Origin of the sequence: Amycolatopsis echigonensis, from assembly GCF_014174495.1 — a bacterium.
Taxonomy (GTDB): domain Bacteria; phylum Actinomycetota; class Actinomycetes; order Mycobacteriales; family Pseudonocardiaceae; genus Amycolatopsis; species Amycolatopsis echigonensis.
Window position 1 is genome coordinate 99,007 of record NZ_JACJHR010000018.1, and the last position, 15,274, is coordinate 114,280.

Here is a 15,274-nt window from a genome sequence, read left to right on the forward strand (position 1 = left end):
CATGGACCAGCAGCCGGCCAATCGCGGCGAAATCCGGGACTTCCTCGTCAGCCGGCGCGCCAGGATCACCCCGGCGCAGGCCGGGCTGCCGACCAGCTCGCGTCGCCGGGTCGCCGGGCTGCGGCGGGAGGAGGTCGCCGTCCTCGCCGGGGTCAGCACGGACTGGTACACGCGGCTGGAGAAAGGACACATCGGCGGCGTGTCCGAAGACGCCCTCGCCGCGGTCGCTCGCGCCCTGCGCCTGGACGACGACGAACGCACCTACCTGTTCGACCTGGCCCGGTCGTCGCGGCCGGCGAGCCGCACGCCGTCGCGTCGCCGGGACGTCGAGATCCCGGCCCGGGTCCAGTGGCTGCTCGACTCCATGACGATGTCCTCGGCGTTCGTGCGCAACGGCCGCGCGGACCTCGTCGCCAGCAACCCCCTGGCCCGAGCCCTGTTCGCGCCGATGTTCGACAGCGCCACCGTCGACCGGCGCGGCCGCCCCAACCTCGCCCGCTACATCTTCCTCGACCTCGGAGCGCGCGACTTCTTCGTCGACTGGGACGCCGCCGGCATGGCCACCGCCGCCCTGCTGCGCGCCGAGGTCGGACGCGAGCCTCGCGACCGGGCACTGCGCGAACTCGTCGGCGAGCTGTCGACCCTCAGCCCCGAGTTCCGCGGCCACTGGGCCACGCACGACGTCCTGATGCGCCACGACGGCATCAAGCGGCTCCAGCACCCGGAGGTCGGGCGACTCGAACTGATCTTCCAGTCCCTCGACCTGCCCCTGTCCGGCCGGGCCGTGCACGACCTGGTCGTCTATACGGCCGAACCCGGGAGTGCGTCCGAGGATCGGCTGAAACTCATGGCCAGCTGGGCAGCCACGCAGTCCCGCGCGGTGCGGGACGCTTCGGAAGGAGTCGCCAGTGACGGGGCAAGCAGCCCGTCCGCGGACCAGTAACTTCCTGGGGAAGGCGCTGTCTTGGCTGCGGACTTCAGTGTCGGCAGGCCTGCGTACCGTGGCAGAGGGTCATCGCCCGCAGGGTGTCGTGCAGCTGTTGTGCTTTGTCCGCTGGTAACTGAGCGGCAGTGTTGTGCAGTTCCTGGGGATCTGTGCGGCGGTCGTAGTACTCCTTGGCGCCGTCGGCGTATTCGACGTAGGTGTAGTCGGCGCTGCGGATGGCCTCGTAGGTGGTCGGGTTGCCGCTGTTCTTCGTCGGTTTGTCCGGGTCCGTCTTGTCGAAGTCGGGACCGTGGTGTTCGACCAGCCCGACACTGCGCCATGCCGGGGGCGTGGTGCCGTTCAGCAGCGGCAGCAAGCTTTCGCCGTCCACCTGTGCCGGGGTCGAGGCTCCGGCCAGCGCCTCGAAAGTCGGCCGGAGGTCGATGTTCTCCGCGGGCTGGTTCACTGTCGCGCCGGCTTTGACGCCGGGGCCGGTGACCACCAGCGGCACGTGCACATCGGTGTCGAACGCCGTCTGCTTTCCGGGGGTGAGCCGGTACTCGCCCATGTGGTAGCCGTTGTCCGAGGTGAAGACGAGGTCGGTGTTCCCGCGCACGCCGGCCTTGTCCAGCGCTGCTTGCACCGTGCCGATCATCTTGTCGACCGACTGCACGGCTTGCGCTCGCTTGCGGAAGTCCTTGTCGATCTTCTGTTTTTCCTGGTCGGTCAACGGTGTGCGGGACGCGAGCCACGACGGCGGCGAAGACGGCAGCGAGTCGAACGCGGGTCCGCGCGGTGCGGTGAGCCCGGGGAACGCGTTGGCGTCGCGGGGCGCGGGGGTGTAGGGGCTGTGCGGGGCGAAGGTGGCGAGTTCCAGGACGAACGGGGTGTGTCCGGCCGCCGAATCGGTGACGAACCGGGCGGCCTTGCCCGCCATGACGTCGACGAGGTAGTCCTCGGGTTTCTTGCCGTAGTGCTTGACCGTGCCGTTTTCGTTGAGGTCGTAGTTGAACTCCGGGTAACCGTTGCCGGCGACGTCCCATTCGTTCCAGCCGGGCGGGACTCCGTCGGACTTGGGGGTGTATCCGTTGAGGTATTTGCCCATCATCGCGGTGCGGTATCCGGCTTGTTGCAGCGAAGTCGCGTAGGTCGACTTGTCGTCGCCGCGGCCGTGGAACGTGGCGTAACCGCCGTCCTCGCCGCCATTGGTGAACACGCCGGTGTTGTGCGGAAGCATGCCGGTGAACAGCGACGACCGCGACGGGCAGCAGAGGGAATCGGTGACGGTGTAGTTGGCGAAGGACGTGCCGTTCTTGACCATGTCCTGCACGTGCGGCAGATACGGCAGCAGGTTCGTCGACAAATCGTCGGTGAGCACGAGGACGATGTTCGGCTTGCTGCCCGGCGCGCCAGGAGGCCCGGCGGCCTGGGGCGACACCGAACCGCCTGCCTCGCAGGCGACGGCCGTCGAGGCCACCGCCATCGCCAGCACCGAGATCAGAAACAAACGAGCGCGTTGCGGCATGCTCGCACGCTAGGACCGTGAGCTCCGAACTCGATTCGAGTTGTGTTCGAGCTCGGTAAAGTTCGCTCGAACGTGCCGCGTGAGTTTCGCGGGGAATGACCTGGTCCGCGTCGCGCGAATGGACGATGACCGCACCGCCCGACACGAGGTCGCACTGCCGGTTTCCTGCCGGTTCCCGGGCGGTTCGCTGGCTGGTCCGCGACGCCCCGCAGCCGCATCGTGGTCGGTGCGGCATCCCGGCTGCCGCACCGTACCCGTTCGGCGTCCTGGGACCCGGGCGGGCTTGTCTCTCGGAAGGGACTCTTGCGATGGCCGTCGTTGCGCGCGGAAGCCGTTCACGCTGTTTGGCTCGGGACCACGGGGCCGCGCTGCGGTCGTTGCGGGCGGCGGCCGAGCAGTACGCCGCGCGGGGCTGGCCGGTGCTGCCGGGGCCGGTGTGCGACGGATTGACGAACTGGCATCCGGTCAGTTTCGAGCTGCTGGGCGGACGGGAGCCGACGGTGCCCCGGTCCGAGGCCACTGCCGACCTTCGGGTGGTTTCCGGATGGTGGTCTGCGCATCGGCAGGCGATTCTCGCCCCGGTCGGCCAGCACTTCGGCGTCGTGCGCGCACCGGCGCACCTTGGCTGGCGGGTGCTCGCCGCGTTCGGCGGCGGTCGGCCGCTCGGTCCGATGGCGCTTTCGCCGCACGGGGCGTTCTTTTTCGTCGAGCCCGGCCTCCGCGGGGAGCATGCTCTGGCGTCCGGGGCGGAGGTAGTTCCACCGGGGGACCTCGTGGTGCTTCCGCCGAGCAGGGTCGTCTCCGGGGTGGTGCGGTGGCGCATCTCCCCGGTGGACCGCGACGCGCTGGGCGACGGTGCGGAGATTCTGGGCAAGCTCGCCGAACTTTCCCGCCAAACCGGGTAGTTTCGACGGCGGCGTACACCCTTCCCAGTGGCAACCCCGTGATGAGCGGGCGATCCCGTTAGCGGGCAAGGACAATCGTGGGCATGCGCTCCTTACGCCGGGCCGGTGCCGCGCTCGCCGCCGTTCTCCTGTGCTTCGCCCACTGCCCGGCCGCGTCGGCGGCCAGCGCGCCTCAGCTCCTGCTGGGACAGGACTTTCCGGACCCCGACGTCGTCAAGACCGGCTCGGGATACTTCGCGTTCTCGACGACCACCGGCTCCGGGAAGATCCCGGTCGCGAGCGCGCCCGCGCCGGAGGGGCCGTGGCGGATCGCCGGCGACGCGCTCGCTTCCGTGCCGAAGTGGGCGAAGCCGGACGGCGGGTTCTGGGCGCCGGACGTCACCGAGGCGGCGGACGGAACCTTCGTGCTGTACTTCGCCGCCACCCGAGTCCCGAACGGGCCGATGTGCCTCGGCACGGCGACTTCCACGCAGCCGTCAGGCCCGTACCAGCCGGACGGCGACGAGCCGCTCGTGTGCGTGCCCGGGGACAAGGGCGATATCGATCCGCAGACGTTCCTCGACTCCGACGGCACCCGGTACCTGCTGTACAAGGGGAACGGCGCGGCCTCGGGCCCGCCGGCGGTGATCTGGTCGCAGAAGCTGAGCCCCGACGGCCGGACGCTTTCCGGCCCCCGCACGGAACTGCTGCGCGCCGACCTGCGCTCGGAGAAGAACGTGGTCGAGGCGCCCTCGATGGTGAAAACCCCGTCTCGCTACGTGCTCTTCTATTCCGCCGACACGTTCCAAAGTTCCGGTTACCACACCGGTTACGCCACTGCGCCGACCCTCGCGGGCACGTTCGTGAAGGCAGACGCCCCGTTTCTCTCGACCGAGCAGCTCGGCGGCGCCGTCGACGGGCCGGGCGGCGCCGACGTGGTCGACGGGAACGTCTACTTCCACGGCTGGCTGGGCGGCGGACGCCAGGCCCGCGGCCTGTACCGGCTGCCGATCAGGTTCTCCGGCGATGTCCCCCAGCTCGGGTGACGGAGACTACCCGGGCGGCGAGGGTTCCTCCGGGAGATGCCGGGGCAGATGCGCGCCCTGCTCCTCGACCCGGCGCATCACCGGGGCCGCCAGAATCCCGTGTATCAGCACCGAAAGCGCCACGGCCAGCGCGCCCACCCGCCACAGCCGACCGGCTCCTGGCAGATCAGCCTGGTGGAGCCCGTAGGCCAGGTAGTAGAGGGTTCCGATCCCGCGCACGCCGAAGAACGCGATGGCCAGCGCGGCGCGTCCGCGGGCCGGCGAACGGATGAGCGAACCGATCCCGGCGAGCGGCCGGACGACGAACACCGCGACGGCCGCGAAGAGGATTTCGAGCGGGGTGACGCCGCGCAGCAGGCCGTCGCCGAGGACGAAGCCCAGCCCCAGCAGCGTGATGGCGACGAAGAGCCGTTCGAGCTGGCGGCCGAAGGTGTGCAGGACCTCGTGGTAGCCGTGCGAGCGTTCGCTGGTCCGCACGCACACCGCGGCGGTGAACACCGCGAGGAAACCGTTGCCGTGCAGCAGTTCCGCCACCGCGAACGGCAGAAAGGCCAGTGCCAGCAGGACCAGCCCGTCGGAGTACTCGGCCAGCCGGAAGCGCGACGACGGGATGCGGAAGAACGCCCACGCGAGCAGCCGGCCGACGGCGAGCCCGACCACCACGCCGATCGGCAGCGGCAGCAGCACGTCGGTGCCGACCGACACGTGCGGGCCGGCCAGCAGCAGCGCGACGAGGACGAACGGCATGGCGAGACCGTCGTTGAGGCCCGCTTCCGTGGTGAGGGTGAAGCGGATCTCGTTGTCCCGAGCCAGATCCGGGTCCGCGCCGGGCGCCGGGACCCCGACGTCGCCGGCCAGCACGGGGTCGGTGGGGGAGAGCGCGGAACCCAGCAGCAGCGCGGCGGCGGGGGCGAGTCCGAGCCACCACCAGCCCAGCAGAGCGACGGCCGCGATCGACAGCGGCATCGCGACGAACAGCAGCCGCCACGGCGACATCCATTTGCGCAGCCCGAACGGCCGGTCCACGGACAGGCCGGCGCCCGCGAGCGCGAGCACGATGCCGAGCTGGGTGAACGACTCCACGACGTTCGCGTGCTGGGCGGGGGAGGCCCAGTCGCCGAGGTAGGGCAGCGGCAGCAGGCCGAGCAGCAGCCCGGCGAGCAACATCACCAGCGGGGTCGAGAACGGGCGGTCGGCGACCAGTTTCGGCAGTACGGCGGCGGCGAGCGCGAGGAGTCCGGCGACGCCGAACACGACCGGGAGAGATGGCACCTCAGGCGGCCGCCGACGTGTCGAAGCGGAGCCCCTCGTCGCCCGCGTCCACGCGCACGACGGTGCCCGGCGCGACGTCTCCGGCCAGCAGCCGGCTCGACAGCGGGTTGTCCACGTGCCGCTGGATCGCGCGCCGCAGCGGCCGCGCGCCGAACTGCGGTTCGTAGCCCAGCTCGCTGATCCGCCGCACCGCTTCCGGCGTGAACTCGACGGTGAGGCCCTGCGCGTGGGCACGCCGTTTCGTACGCTCCAGCAGCAGTTCCGTGATCCGGTCGAGCTGGTCTTCCTCCAGGCGGCGGAAGACGACGATCTCGTCGATCCGGTTGAGGAACTCCGGGCGGAACGATTCGCGCAGCCGCCGCAGGAGGCGTTCGCGCAGCTGGTCGCCGTCCCCGTCGGCGGGCTGGACGAAGCCGAGCGCGCCGTGCGTCGAGCTGCCGACCAGGTCGGAGCCCAGGTTGCTGGTCATGATGAGGACGGTGTTGGCGAAGTTGACCGTCCGGCCGCGGCCGTCGGTGAGACGGCCGTCGTCGAGGACCTGCAGCAGCACGTTGAACAGGTCCGGATGCGCCTTCTCGATCTCGTCGAGCAGCACGACGGAGTACGGGCGGCGCCGCACGGCCTCGGTGAGCTGCCCGGCGTCCTCGTAGCCGACGTATCCGGGCGGCGAACCGATCAGCCTGCTGACGGTGTGCCGCTCGGAGTACTCGCTCATGTCGATGCGCACCATGCTGTCCTGGTCGCCGAACAGCGCCTCGGCCAGCGCCCGCGCGAGTTCGGTCTTGCCGACGCCGGTCGGGCCGAGGAACAGGAAGCTGCCGAACGGCCGGTCGGGCTCGGCGAGCCCGGCGCGCGACCGGCGCACCGCCTCGGCGACCGCGCGCACGGCGTCGTCCTGGCCGATCACGCGCTCGTGGAGGTGCTCTTCCAGGCCGAGCAGGCGTTCCCGTTCGGTCTCGGTGAGCCGCGCGGCGGGCACGCCGGTCAGCCGGGAGACGACCTCGGCGATGTCCGCTTCGGTGACCTCCACCGGGCCGCCGGGCCGCTCGGCGGGTTGTTCGAGGCGTTTCCGCAGGTCGGCGGCCTCGTCGCGGAGCGAGGACGCGCGTTCGAAGTCCTCCTCGGCGACGGCCTGTTCCTTCTCGCGCTGCAGCTGGTCGAGCCGGCTCTGCAGCTCGCGCTGGCCGTCCGGCTTGGTCCGCGCGCGCAGCCGGACGCGGGCTCCGGCCTGGTCGATCAGGTCGATCGCCTTGTCCGGAAGGAAGCGCTCGGTCAGGTACCGGTCGGACAGGTCGACGGCCGCCCGCAGCGCGTCGTCGGTGTAGTGGACCTGGTGGTGGGCCTCGTAGCGGTCGCGGAGGCCGTGCAGGATCGACACGGCGTCCTCGACGGTCGGCTCGGGCACCAGGATCGGCTGGAACCGGCGTTCCAGCGCGGGATCGCGTTCGATCCCGGTCCGGTATTCGTCGAGCGTGGTCGCCCCGACGATGTGCAGCTCGCCGCGCGCGAGCGCGGGTTTGAGCATGTTCCCGGCGCCCTGGCCGCCGCTGCCCTCGGTCGCTCCGGCGCCGACGATGGTGTGCAGCTCGTCGACGAAGATGATCAGCTGGTCGCGGTGCTCGCGGATCTCCTTCAGCAGCGCGGACATCCGCTCCTCGAAATCGCCGCGGTAGCGCGTGCCGGCGACCATCGCCGTGAGGTCGAGCTGCACGACGTGGCGGCCGCTGAGGATGTCGGGCACGTCGTCGTCGGCGAGCCGCTGTGCCAGGCCCTCCACGATCGCGGTCTTGCCGACGCCCGCCTCGCCGATCAGCACGGGGTTGTTCTTGGTACGGCGCGAAAGCACCTCGACGGTCTGCTCGATCTCGTCGTCGCGGCCGATCACCGGGTCGATCCGGCCCTCGCGGGCGCGGGCGGTGAGGTCCTCGCCGTACTGGGCGAGCGTCGGGGTCTCCTGCAGCGGCGACGGCGGTGCGCCGGCCGGACTGTCCGCGGCGGAACCCTGCCGGAGCCGGTCGGCGGCGACGCCCTCTTCCCGCAGGATGCGGCCCGCTTCGGACTCCTCGTTGGCGGCGAGCGCGGCCAGCAGGTGCTCGGGGCCGATGAACGGAGAGCCGAGGCCGCGGGCGAGCTGGTGGGCGTCGATCAGCGTGCGTTTCGCACCCGGGGCCAGCGCGGTCGCCGTGGTTTCGCCGGACGCGGCGTGGTCGCGTTCGATGCGCCCGGCGACCTCGGCCGGGTCGACCCCGGCGCGGGTCAGCGCCTGCGCGGTGGCCGGCAGCTGGGTCGCGGCCCACAGCAGGTGCTGCGTGTCGACGTGCCGCGCGCCCCACGCGCCCGCGCGGTTCGCCGCCTCCGCGACGAGCCCGCGGGCCTGGTCGGTGAGCAGGCGCGACACGTCGACCGAGTAGCCGCGCCGGCCGGGCGCGGCCTGGCCGAAGAACTGCGCCAGGAACTGGTCGAACGGGCTGTTTCCCTGTCCGGGCGGGAAAAATCCGGTCATCGGAGCGCTCACATCTCAGGACGGCTCGGAATCGGGGTCGGGAATCCGCTTACCCGCTGCCCGCCGCGGTAAACGGACGCCCGGCCCGCGCGCCGCGTCTAGCCGCGGCCCGGGCGGGTAACCGGGCGCCATGCTGAAAATCGATCCCGACGCGGCCCGCACCATCCAGCGCCTCGCGACCGAACAGGGTGTCGCCCCGGAGGGCGGGCTGCGCATCACCGCCCGCCAAGGCTCCGCGGAGCTGTCGACCTCGGTCTCCGCGCTGGCCACGGAAACCGACACCGTGCTGACCGACGACGAGACCGGCGCCCGCGTGTTCCTCGACCAGGCCAGCTCCGACGAGCTCGACGGCCGGGTCCTGGTCGTCGGCGACCGCGGAGTGTTCACCGTGCGCTGAAGCCCGGGAGGCCGGCGGCCCAGAGCAGGCAGTGCACCACCCCGGTGAGCCGCGGTTCCCGCACGGCCAGGCTGAGCTGCACTTCGAGGGCCTCGAAGTCGCCGTTCAGCTCCGCGAGCACCGCCCGCAACGCCGCCCGCACCGCGGGCGGGAGGTCGTCCACGTCGGCGGCCCCCGCGTGCTCGTCGACCGCGACGGCCGTGAACACCGCGTCTTCGGGCTGCGGTCCGAACCGGTCCGTGACCGCCGCGGCGCAGCGGTGCACCAGACCGCGCAGCACTCGCAGCCGCACGGGAAGGGAGTCGAGTTCGCCGAGCAGCCGGACCACCTCGTCGAGGTCGCCGGTGCGGGTCGCGAGGACGAGGTCGTCCGCGATGGGGGTCATGGGTCCCTCCTGCCTGCCGGGAACCGTTCGCTTACCCGGGCGGCGCGCCGTCAATCACGTTTCGCCCCTCCCGCGCCCGGGCACCCGGGCGACCGGAGGTGGTGGGATGCCCTCGAAGGACCGGCTGGCCGAATACCGGGCCAAGCGCGACCCGCGCCGGACTCCCGAACCGAGCGGGGGCCGCGGGAACGCCGAACCGGTGTTCGTCGTCCAGCGGCACGACGCGAGCAGCCTGCACTTCGACTTCCGCCTGGAGATCGGCGGCGTGCTCGTCTCGTGGTCGGTGCCGAAGGGCCCGTCGCTGAATCCCTCGGACCGGCGGCTCGCCGTCCGCACCGAGGACCACCCGCTCGACTACGCCCGTTTCGAGGGCGCCATCCCCGCCGACGAGTACGGCGGCGGCACCGTGATCGTGTGGGACACCGGCACGTTCGACGTGCTCACCGACGAGTCCGCGGAACAAGCCCTCGAAGCCGGCCACCTCAAGGTCGGCCTGCACGGCGAGAAGCTGCGAGGCGCCTTTTCCCTGATCCGCCGCGACTCGTCTGGCCAGGAGCAGTGGCTGCTGATCAAAAAGAACGACGAGGGCGCCGACCGCCGGCGCAAACCCGCCAAAACGCAGCCCGAATCCGTGCTCACCGGCCGCACCAACCGGGACCTCGAATGACCGGGCCCGGCTGGCGCGAGCCGACCCTCGCCACGCTCACCGACCGCCGCTTCTCCGACGAGGGCTGGATCTACGAGCGCAAGCTCGACGGAGTGCGCGCCATCTGCGTGCGCGACAGCGGCACCCCCACGCTGTACTCCCGCAACCGCAAGGCGATGGACAACGCGTACCCGGAGATCGTGGAAGCCCTTGCCGCGCAAGGGGGACCGCGCTTCGTCGCGGACGGCGAGATCGTGGCCTTCGACGGCGACCAGACCAGTTTCGCCGCGCTCCAGCCGCGCATCCACCTCACTGATCTGGAGCGCGCCCGCGCGACCGGCGTACGCGTGTACTACTACCTGTTCGACCTCCTGTACTACGACGATCAGGACACCACGCCGCTATCGCTGCGCCAGCGCAAGGCGATCCTGCGCGACGCCTTCGTCTTCGACGACCCGCTCCGCCTGTCGGCGCACCGCAACACCGAAGGGGAGAAGTACTTCGAGGAGGCGTGCCGTCGTGGCTGGGAGGGTGTGATCGCGAAACGCGCCGACGCGCCGTACCACCACGGCCGCTCGCCGGACTGGCTGAAGTTCAAATGCCAGCAGGGGCAGGAAATGGTGATCGGCGGGTTCACCGCCCCGCGGGGCAGCCGGCTCGGCTTCGGCGCGCTGCTGCTGGGCTACCACGAAAAGGGGCGGCTGCGGTACGCGGGCAAGGTCGGCACCGGCTTCGACCACCAGCTTCTGACCTCGCTGCACGCCGAATTGACCCGGCGCGAAACCGACCGCTCGCCGTTCGCCGATCCGGTGCGCGAGCCGGGTGCGCACTGGGTACGGCCCGAACTGGTCGCCCAGATCGGGTTTTCCGAGTGGACGCGCGACGGCCGGTTGCGCCATCCGCGGTTCACCGGCCTGCGCGAGGACAAGAAGCCGTCCGACGTGATCCGGGAGCACCCGTGAAGATTTCCCATCCCGACAAGGTTTTCTACCCCGACGACGGCCTCACCAAGGGCGACGTCGTCGAGCACTACCGCACGGTCGCGTCGGCGATGCTGCCGCACCTGCGCGGCCGGCCGCTTACGCTGCGGCGCTATCCGGACGGCATCGAGGCCGAGGGCTGGTTCCAGAAGCACCCGGGCGAGCACTTCCCGTCGTGGCTGCGCACCGAACGCGTGCCGCGGCGAGGCGGCGGCACCGACGAGTACGTCGTGTGCGACGACGAGGATTCGCTGCTGTACCTGGCCGATCAGGGCACGGTGGAGTTCCACGTCTGGCTGTCCACTGTGGACGCTCCGGAGAAGCCGGACCTGCTGGTGCTCGACCTGGACCCGCCGGACGGCACCGACGTCGCCGACCTGCGCACCGCGGCCCGCCGCGTCCGCGACCACTACGCCGACGCCGGACTCAGCGCGTACCTGCAGGCTACGGGCGGCCGCGGCTTCCACGTGGTGGCACCCCTCGACGCCACGGCCACCACGGACGTCGTCCTGGAACTCTCGCGAGCCTTGGCGGACCGCGTCGCGTCCGCCGATCCGGACCACCTGACCACCGCGCAGCGCAAGGACAAGCGCGGCGACCGCGTCTTCGTCGACGCGAACCGCAACGGCTACGCCCAGACGTTCGTGGCCCCGTACTCCCTGCGCGCCCGCCCCGGAGCGGCCTCGGCGACCCCGCTGGACTGGTCGGAACTCGGCAAGGCCGAGCCGAACGGCTGGGGTCCGGACAAGCTGCACCGGCGGCTGGCGCGCAAGGACGACCCGTGGCGGGGGATGGGGAACGACGCCGGGTCGGCGGAGAAGGCGCTGGAGAAGCTCAGCTGAGCCGCGCGGCCCGCGCCGGAGGGGTGCGCACGGACCCCTCCGGCGCGGAACCGTGCCCATCAGACTCCGGAGACCTGCTGAATCCAGTCCCGCCCGGCGGCGACGCTGCCGTAGGTCGTGGAGCTGGAGCGGTCGCTGGTCGAGCACACACCGACCTGGATGCCGTCGTCGACCATCGGGCCGCCCGAGTCGCCGCCGGCCACCGCGCCGTTCGGGGTGCTCGCCGTGATTGCCGGGCCGCCCGCGTTGTCGGTGTCCTGGGTGTCCGAGATGGTCACCACGGCCTGCTTCAGCACGCTTGACTGGTGATGGCCCTCGTCGGTGCTCTGCGTCGCGCCCCAGCCGTAGACGGTGGCGCTGTCGCCCTCTTGCGCGTCGGTGGAGCTGCTGGCGAGACGAGCGAACGTGCTGCCGCCGTCGGTGTCCAGCTTGATCAACGCCAGGTCGCCGCCGGAGTAGACGTAGGTGGAGGCGGCCTTGGCGTGCACGCCGCCGCTGGCGCTGTTGGAACCGATGTACAGGTCGATGTCGGTGAGGCGCTGCCCGTTGTTGTCGTACATGCAGTGCTTCGCGGTGAGGACCCACCGGCTGCCGATCAGCGTGCTGGTGCAGAAGAAGGTGTAGCCGTTCGCGTGGCCGTTAAACCGCGTGATGTAGCCGGGGTTCTGCGCGGTGCTGCCGCCGATGATCGACGGCTGGGCGGCGGGTGCCGCCGGGCTCGCGGACGCCGGGGTCACGGCGAACGCGCCGAGCACCGCGCAGGAACCGGTCAGCACGGCGAAGGCCCGGGAGAGTGCGCGCATGTCGCTCCTTGGGGAAAGCGGTTCCGATGGGGACGTTTTCGAACGTAAGCAGCGCGGTCGGGCGGCGGAATCCGCCGAACCGCCCGTGGCGGGCAAGCGGAGGCGACGCGACTTTCGGCGGGTTGCCAACCGGTGAACGGATGCCGACAATCCGTTGCGACGGGTCCGTTTTCCCAGGAGAGGCGAAATGCGGTTGTTCGCCCCGGCTGCGGGCAGGGAGGTGCTGGTCCAGGCGCTGGCCGAGGGCCCGTTCGAACGCGCCCTGACCCTGGCGATCGAGCGCAGCGGCCTCGGCCTGGCGCGGCTGCGCGAACGGCTGGCGGCGTCCGGCGTGCCCGTCAGCACGACGACCCTCAGCTCGTGGCGCATGGGCCGCAGTCGTCCGGAACGGCCGGAATCGTTGCGGGCGCTGGCTTTGCTGGAATCGGTGCTGGACGTGCCGCCGGGTGCGCTGCGCGCGTTGCTGGACCAGCCGCGCACCGGGGCCCCGGCCCCTCGTGCGGCGCGATGGGACCGGTTGTGGGAGAACCGCAGCCTGCTTCCGATGGTGCTGAATTCGTTCGAGGACCCGTCACCGGAATCGGTCAGCGTGCACGAAACGCTGCACGTGGACGCCGGGGGACGGATGCGCAGTCTCCACGTGCGAGAGGTGCTGCGGGCGCGGGACGAACCGGCGTTCGCGCGCATCGTGGCGCTGCGCGGGTACACGCCCGGGCGGTCGCCGGAGCTGGAGTCGGCGCGGTACTGCCGCCCCGGCTGCGTGCGGACGAGGCCGGAGCAAGCGTTCTCGGTGACTGAACTGGTGCTGGACCACCCGCTGGCTCCCGGCGAGACGGCGATCGTGGAGTACCGGTGCGCCTTCCGGGACGAGGAACCGGATTCGCGCTACGACCGGCGGTTCCGGCTGCCCGTCGCCGAACATCTGATGGAAGTGCGTTTCGATCCGGCGGCGCTGCCCGCGGAATGCGTGGCGTACCGGCAGGATTCGCTGACCGGGCCGGAGCTGGAGACCGCGGAAGTGCGGCTGCGGCCCGGCGAGCCCGCGCACGTGATCCGGACCGGGCAGGGGCCGGGAATTCACGGAATGCGATGGCAGTGGTGAATCGGTGACCGTCCGCGATCCACTGAGGACACCGGCGGTGTGTCCTTCGTGGACGGAAAGGGTTTTTCGCCTGCGGCAGCGCGCTTCGCGCGCGATCGGCTACTGAGCGTTCGACATCTGTGCTGACTGGCGGGCAGCGCTGCGCTGTTCGGCCTAATTTCGATTTTCCTGGCGAGTAGCCAGTTTTGGCCGGGGCGGCCCGGGTAGCCGACACCACATGTTTCATCGGCCAGACGAAAGCGGACGCGAAGAGGGCCGGAGGCGCGATGGCTGAGAACGGCCGGTCGCCCGCCGGGCTGATGCGCGACGCGCGTGCGGTGTTCGAGGAGCTGACCGAAAAGGACATCGAATCCGTGTCGGCGTTCACCAAGGACGGCGACGGATGGAAGCTGCTGGTGGAAGTCCTTGAGCTGGAACGGGTCCCGGACACCACCAGCCTGATGGCCACGTACTGCGTGCGGGTCGACGGACAGGGCGGATTCCTCGGTTACGAGCAAGTCCGGCGGTACGCGCGCGGCCAGATCGACGTATGAGGAAAGGAGAGGAGATTTCCATGACCATGGCGACCGGACGGTCGGGGGCGAACGGTCAGCCGCAACGCGGACCGGGCACCGGAAACCTTTACGACGTCCTCGAACTGATCCTGGACAAGGGTCTTGTCATCGACGCGTTCGTGCGGGTTTCGCTGGTGGGCATCGAATTGCTCACGGTAGACGCACGGATCGTCGTGGCCAGTGTGGACACTTACCTGCGGTTCGCGCAGGCGTGCAACCGGTTGGACCTCACGCGCTCGTCGAGTGCCACGACGCTGCCCGATCTGGTGGGCGACGTGAGCGAGAAAGGCGCGAAAGGAAAATCCAAAGGCGCGCTGAGCGGTGCGGTCGAGACGTTCGCCGAGCAGTTCCAGAAGTCCAGCGACAAGGACGACGACGGCGAGGCTGAGGAACGGCCGCGCAGCCGCAGCCGCCGCAGCACCGCGAGGACGAGCGGATGAGCACTTATCTCTACGGCATCACGTTCGCCGACCATCCCGCCGAAGTGGGCGGCCTGCGCGGCGTCGGACCGTCGCCTGCTCCGGCGCGGGTGGTGCGGGCCGGAGACAAACTCAGCGCGGTGGTCGGCGACGTCGAGGGCGAGTTGCGGGCAAAGCGCCGAGATTTGCTTGCCCACCAAGAGATCCTGCAGGCGTTGTGCGAAGAAGGGCCGACCTTGCCGATGCGCTTCGGTATCGTCGCGGACGACGATACCGCTGTGGCGGAGGAGATCGCGGCCAAAGCCGACGTGTACACGGCGGCTCTGCAACGGGTTCGCGGGCACGCGGAGATGAACGTCAAAGTCGCGCACCGGGAAGAGGCCGTCCTGGGCCAGATCCTCGCCGACGACGAGGAAATCCGGAACTTGGCCGCGAGCTTGCGGGAGGACGCCGGACGCGGCGAAGCGGAGCAGGTCCGGTTCGGCGAACTGGTCGCCGGCCGGCTGGAGGAGCGGGAAAGCGAGGACGCCGACGCGGTTCTCCGCTATCTGCTTCCGCTGGCGTCCGAGCATGAGCCGGGACCGCGAGTCGATGGCTGCTTTTTCAACTGCTCATTCCTGGTGCCCCACGAGAAAACGGAGGAATTCCAGGACGCGGTGCAGCGGTTGGCGACGCTGGTCGAGGAGGTGGCGGAAGTCCGCGCGCAGGGACCGCTGCCGCCCTACAGTTTCACCGAGGATCAGTAATGGGCCTGCTCGGCGAGGTTCTCCTGCTTCCGCTCGCGCCGGTGCGGGGAGCCGCCTGGGTGACCGGACAGCTCATCGACGCCGCCGAGCAGGAACGGATCGCGCAGCTGAGGAGGGAACTGGTTTCCCTGGAAAGGGAGCTGGTGGCCGGCGGCATCACCGAGGAGGAGTTCGACCGCAGAGAGGACGAAATACTCGATCTGCTCGAAGAATTCGACCGGGGGGTTGCCGGATGAACGGAGCGA

Annotated in this window: 17 protein-coding genes; 12 read left to right on the plus strand and 5 right to left on the minus strand. The window is 70.5% G+C overall.

The window, feature by feature from the left end; all coding sequences use genetic code 11:
• Position 1: 1 nt before the first annotated feature.
• On the plus strand, positions 2–943 hold the full coding sequence (locus H5411_RS15205) for a helix-turn-helix transcriptional regulator (protein ID WP_183124157.1): 942 nt from the start codon (positions 2–4) through the stop codon (positions 941–943).
• Positions 944–977: 34 nt separating this feature from the next.
• Here H5411_RS15205 and H5411_RS15210 read toward each other — a convergent pair whose 3' ends face one another.
• Complete coding sequence (locus H5411_RS15210; protein WP_246368984.1) at positions 978–2,450, minus strand: sulfatase family protein; 1,473 nt, start codon at positions 2,448–2,450, stop codon at positions 978–980.
• A 308-nt stretch (positions 2,451–2,758) separates the two neighbouring features.
• Here H5411_RS15210 and H5411_RS15215 point away from each other — a divergent pair, with 308 nt between their 5' ends.
• Both H5411_RS15215 and H5411_RS15220 read left to right on the plus strand, forming a co-directional pair.
• Positions 2,759–3,355, plus strand: a complete 597-nt coding sequence (locus tag H5411_RS15215) for a bifunctional DNA primase/polymerase (RefSeq protein ID WP_183124158.1) — start codon at positions 2,759–2,761, stop codon at positions 3,353–3,355.
• A gap of 83 nt (positions 3,356–3,438) precedes the next feature.
• Positions 3,439–4,380 (plus strand): glycoside hydrolase family 43 protein, encoded by a 942-nt coding sequence (locus H5411_RS15220; RefSeq protein WP_183124159.1) that lies wholly within the window; start codon positions 3,439–3,441, stop codon positions 4,378–4,380.
• Between the two features lie 6 nt (positions 4,381–4,386).
• Here H5411_RS15220 and H5411_RS15225 read toward each other — a convergent pair whose 3' ends face one another.
• Together H5411_RS15225 and H5411_RS15230 are read right to left on the minus strand one after the other, a co-directional pair.
• Positions 4,387–5,652: a cation:proton antiporter gene (locus tag H5411_RS15225; RefSeq protein WP_183124160.1), complete on the minus strand. Its 1,266-nt coding sequence runs from the start codon at positions 5,650–5,652 to the stop codon at positions 4,387–4,389.
• A gap of 1 nt (position 5,653) precedes the next feature.
• Complete coding sequence (locus H5411_RS15230) at positions 5,654–8,155, minus strand: ATP-dependent Clp protease ATP-binding subunit (protein ID WP_183124161.1); 2,502 nt, start codon at positions 8,153–8,155, stop codon at positions 5,654–5,656.
• 130 nt (positions 8,156–8,285) lie between these two features.
• Here H5411_RS15230 and H5411_RS15235 point away from each other — a divergent pair, with 130 nt between their 5' ends.
• On the plus strand, positions 8,286–8,552 hold the full coding sequence (locus H5411_RS15235) for an adhesin (protein WP_101433874.1): 267 nt from the start codon (positions 8,286–8,288) through the stop codon (positions 8,550–8,552).
• Here the strand turns inward: H5411_RS15235 and H5411_RS15240 are convergent.
• Entirely contained in the window at positions 8,539–8,937 is a 399-nt protein-coding gene (locus H5411_RS15240; RefSeq protein ID WP_101433873.1) for a hypothetical protein, read from the minus strand. The two genes, H5411_RS15235 and H5411_RS15240, sit on opposite strands and share 14 nt — an antisense overlap.
• A 106-nt stretch (positions 8,938–9,043) precedes the next feature.
• Between H5411_RS15240 and H5411_RS15245 the strand changes: the two genes are divergently transcribed.
• Genes H5411_RS15245 through ligD (H5411_RS15255) form a run of 3 tightly spaced genes read left to right on the plus strand, consistent with a single transcriptional unit; the run spans position 9,044 to position 11,405 of the window.
• Positions 9,044–9,604 (plus strand): DNA polymerase ligase N-terminal domain-containing protein, encoded by a 561-nt coding sequence (locus H5411_RS15245; protein ID WP_183124162.1) that lies wholly within the window; start codon positions 9,044–9,046, stop codon positions 9,602–9,604.
• On the plus strand, positions 9,601–10,545 hold the full coding sequence (gene ligD, locus H5411_RS15250) for a non-homologous end-joining DNA ligase (RefSeq protein ID WP_183124163.1): 945 nt from the start codon (positions 9,601–9,603) through the stop codon (positions 10,543–10,545). The genes H5411_RS15245 and ligD (H5411_RS15250) overlap by 4 nt, the downstream gene beginning before the upstream one ends.
• The gene (ligD, locus tag H5411_RS15255; RefSeq protein ID WP_183124164.1) at positions 10,542–11,405 is read left to right on the plus strand and encodes a non-homologous end-joining DNA ligase; all 864 of its coding nucleotides are present in this window, start codon (positions 10,542–10,544) and stop codon (positions 11,403–11,405) included. The genes ligD (H5411_RS15250) and ligD (H5411_RS15255) overlap by 4 nt, the downstream gene beginning before the upstream one ends.
• Before the next feature lie 59 nt (positions 11,406–11,464).
• Here the strand turns inward: ligD (H5411_RS15255) and H5411_RS15260 are convergent, their stop codons facing one another.
• Complete coding sequence (locus tag H5411_RS15260; RefSeq protein WP_183124165.1) at positions 11,465–12,208, minus strand: S1 family peptidase; 744 nt, start codon at positions 12,206–12,208, stop codon at positions 11,465–11,467.
• Between the two features lie 187 nt (positions 12,209–12,395).
• Between H5411_RS15260 and H5411_RS15265 the strand changes: the two genes are divergently transcribed.
• The 5 genes from H5411_RS15265 to H5411_RS15285 all read left to right on the plus strand — a co-directional run bounded on the left by H5411_RS15265 (position 12,396) and on the right by H5411_RS15285 (position 15,265).
• On the plus strand, positions 12,396–13,310 hold the full coding sequence (locus tag H5411_RS15265) for a hypothetical protein (RefSeq protein WP_183124166.1): 915 nt from the start codon (positions 12,396–12,398) through the stop codon (positions 13,308–13,310).
• 266 nt (positions 13,311–13,576) lie between these two features.
• Positions 13,577–13,843 (plus strand): gas vesicle protein GvpO, encoded by a 267-nt coding sequence (locus tag H5411_RS15270; protein ID WP_183124167.1) that lies wholly within the window; start codon positions 13,577–13,579, stop codon positions 13,841–13,843.
• 20 nt (positions 13,844–13,863) lie between these two features.
• Positions 13,864–14,304, plus strand: coding sequence for a gas vesicle structural protein GvpA (locus H5411_RS15275; protein WP_220816966.1), 441 nt, complete (start codon positions 13,864–13,866; stop codon positions 14,302–14,304).
• Positions 14,301–15,029 carry a GvpL/GvpF family gas vesicle protein gene (locus tag H5411_RS15280; protein ID WP_183124168.1) on the plus strand — a complete coding sequence of 243 codons (729 nt, stop codon included), beginning with the start codon at positions 14,301–14,303 and terminating at the stop codon, positions 15,027–15,029. Before H5411_RS15275 ends, H5411_RS15280 begins: the two co-directional genes overlap by 4 nt.
• Positions 15,029–15,265, plus strand: coding sequence for a gas vesicle protein GvpG (locus tag H5411_RS15285; RefSeq protein WP_183124169.1), 237 nt, complete (start codon positions 15,029–15,031; stop codon positions 15,263–15,265). The genes H5411_RS15280 and H5411_RS15285 overlap by 1 nt, the downstream gene beginning before the upstream one ends.
• The last annotated feature ends 9 nt before the right edge of the window (positions 15,266–15,274 follow it).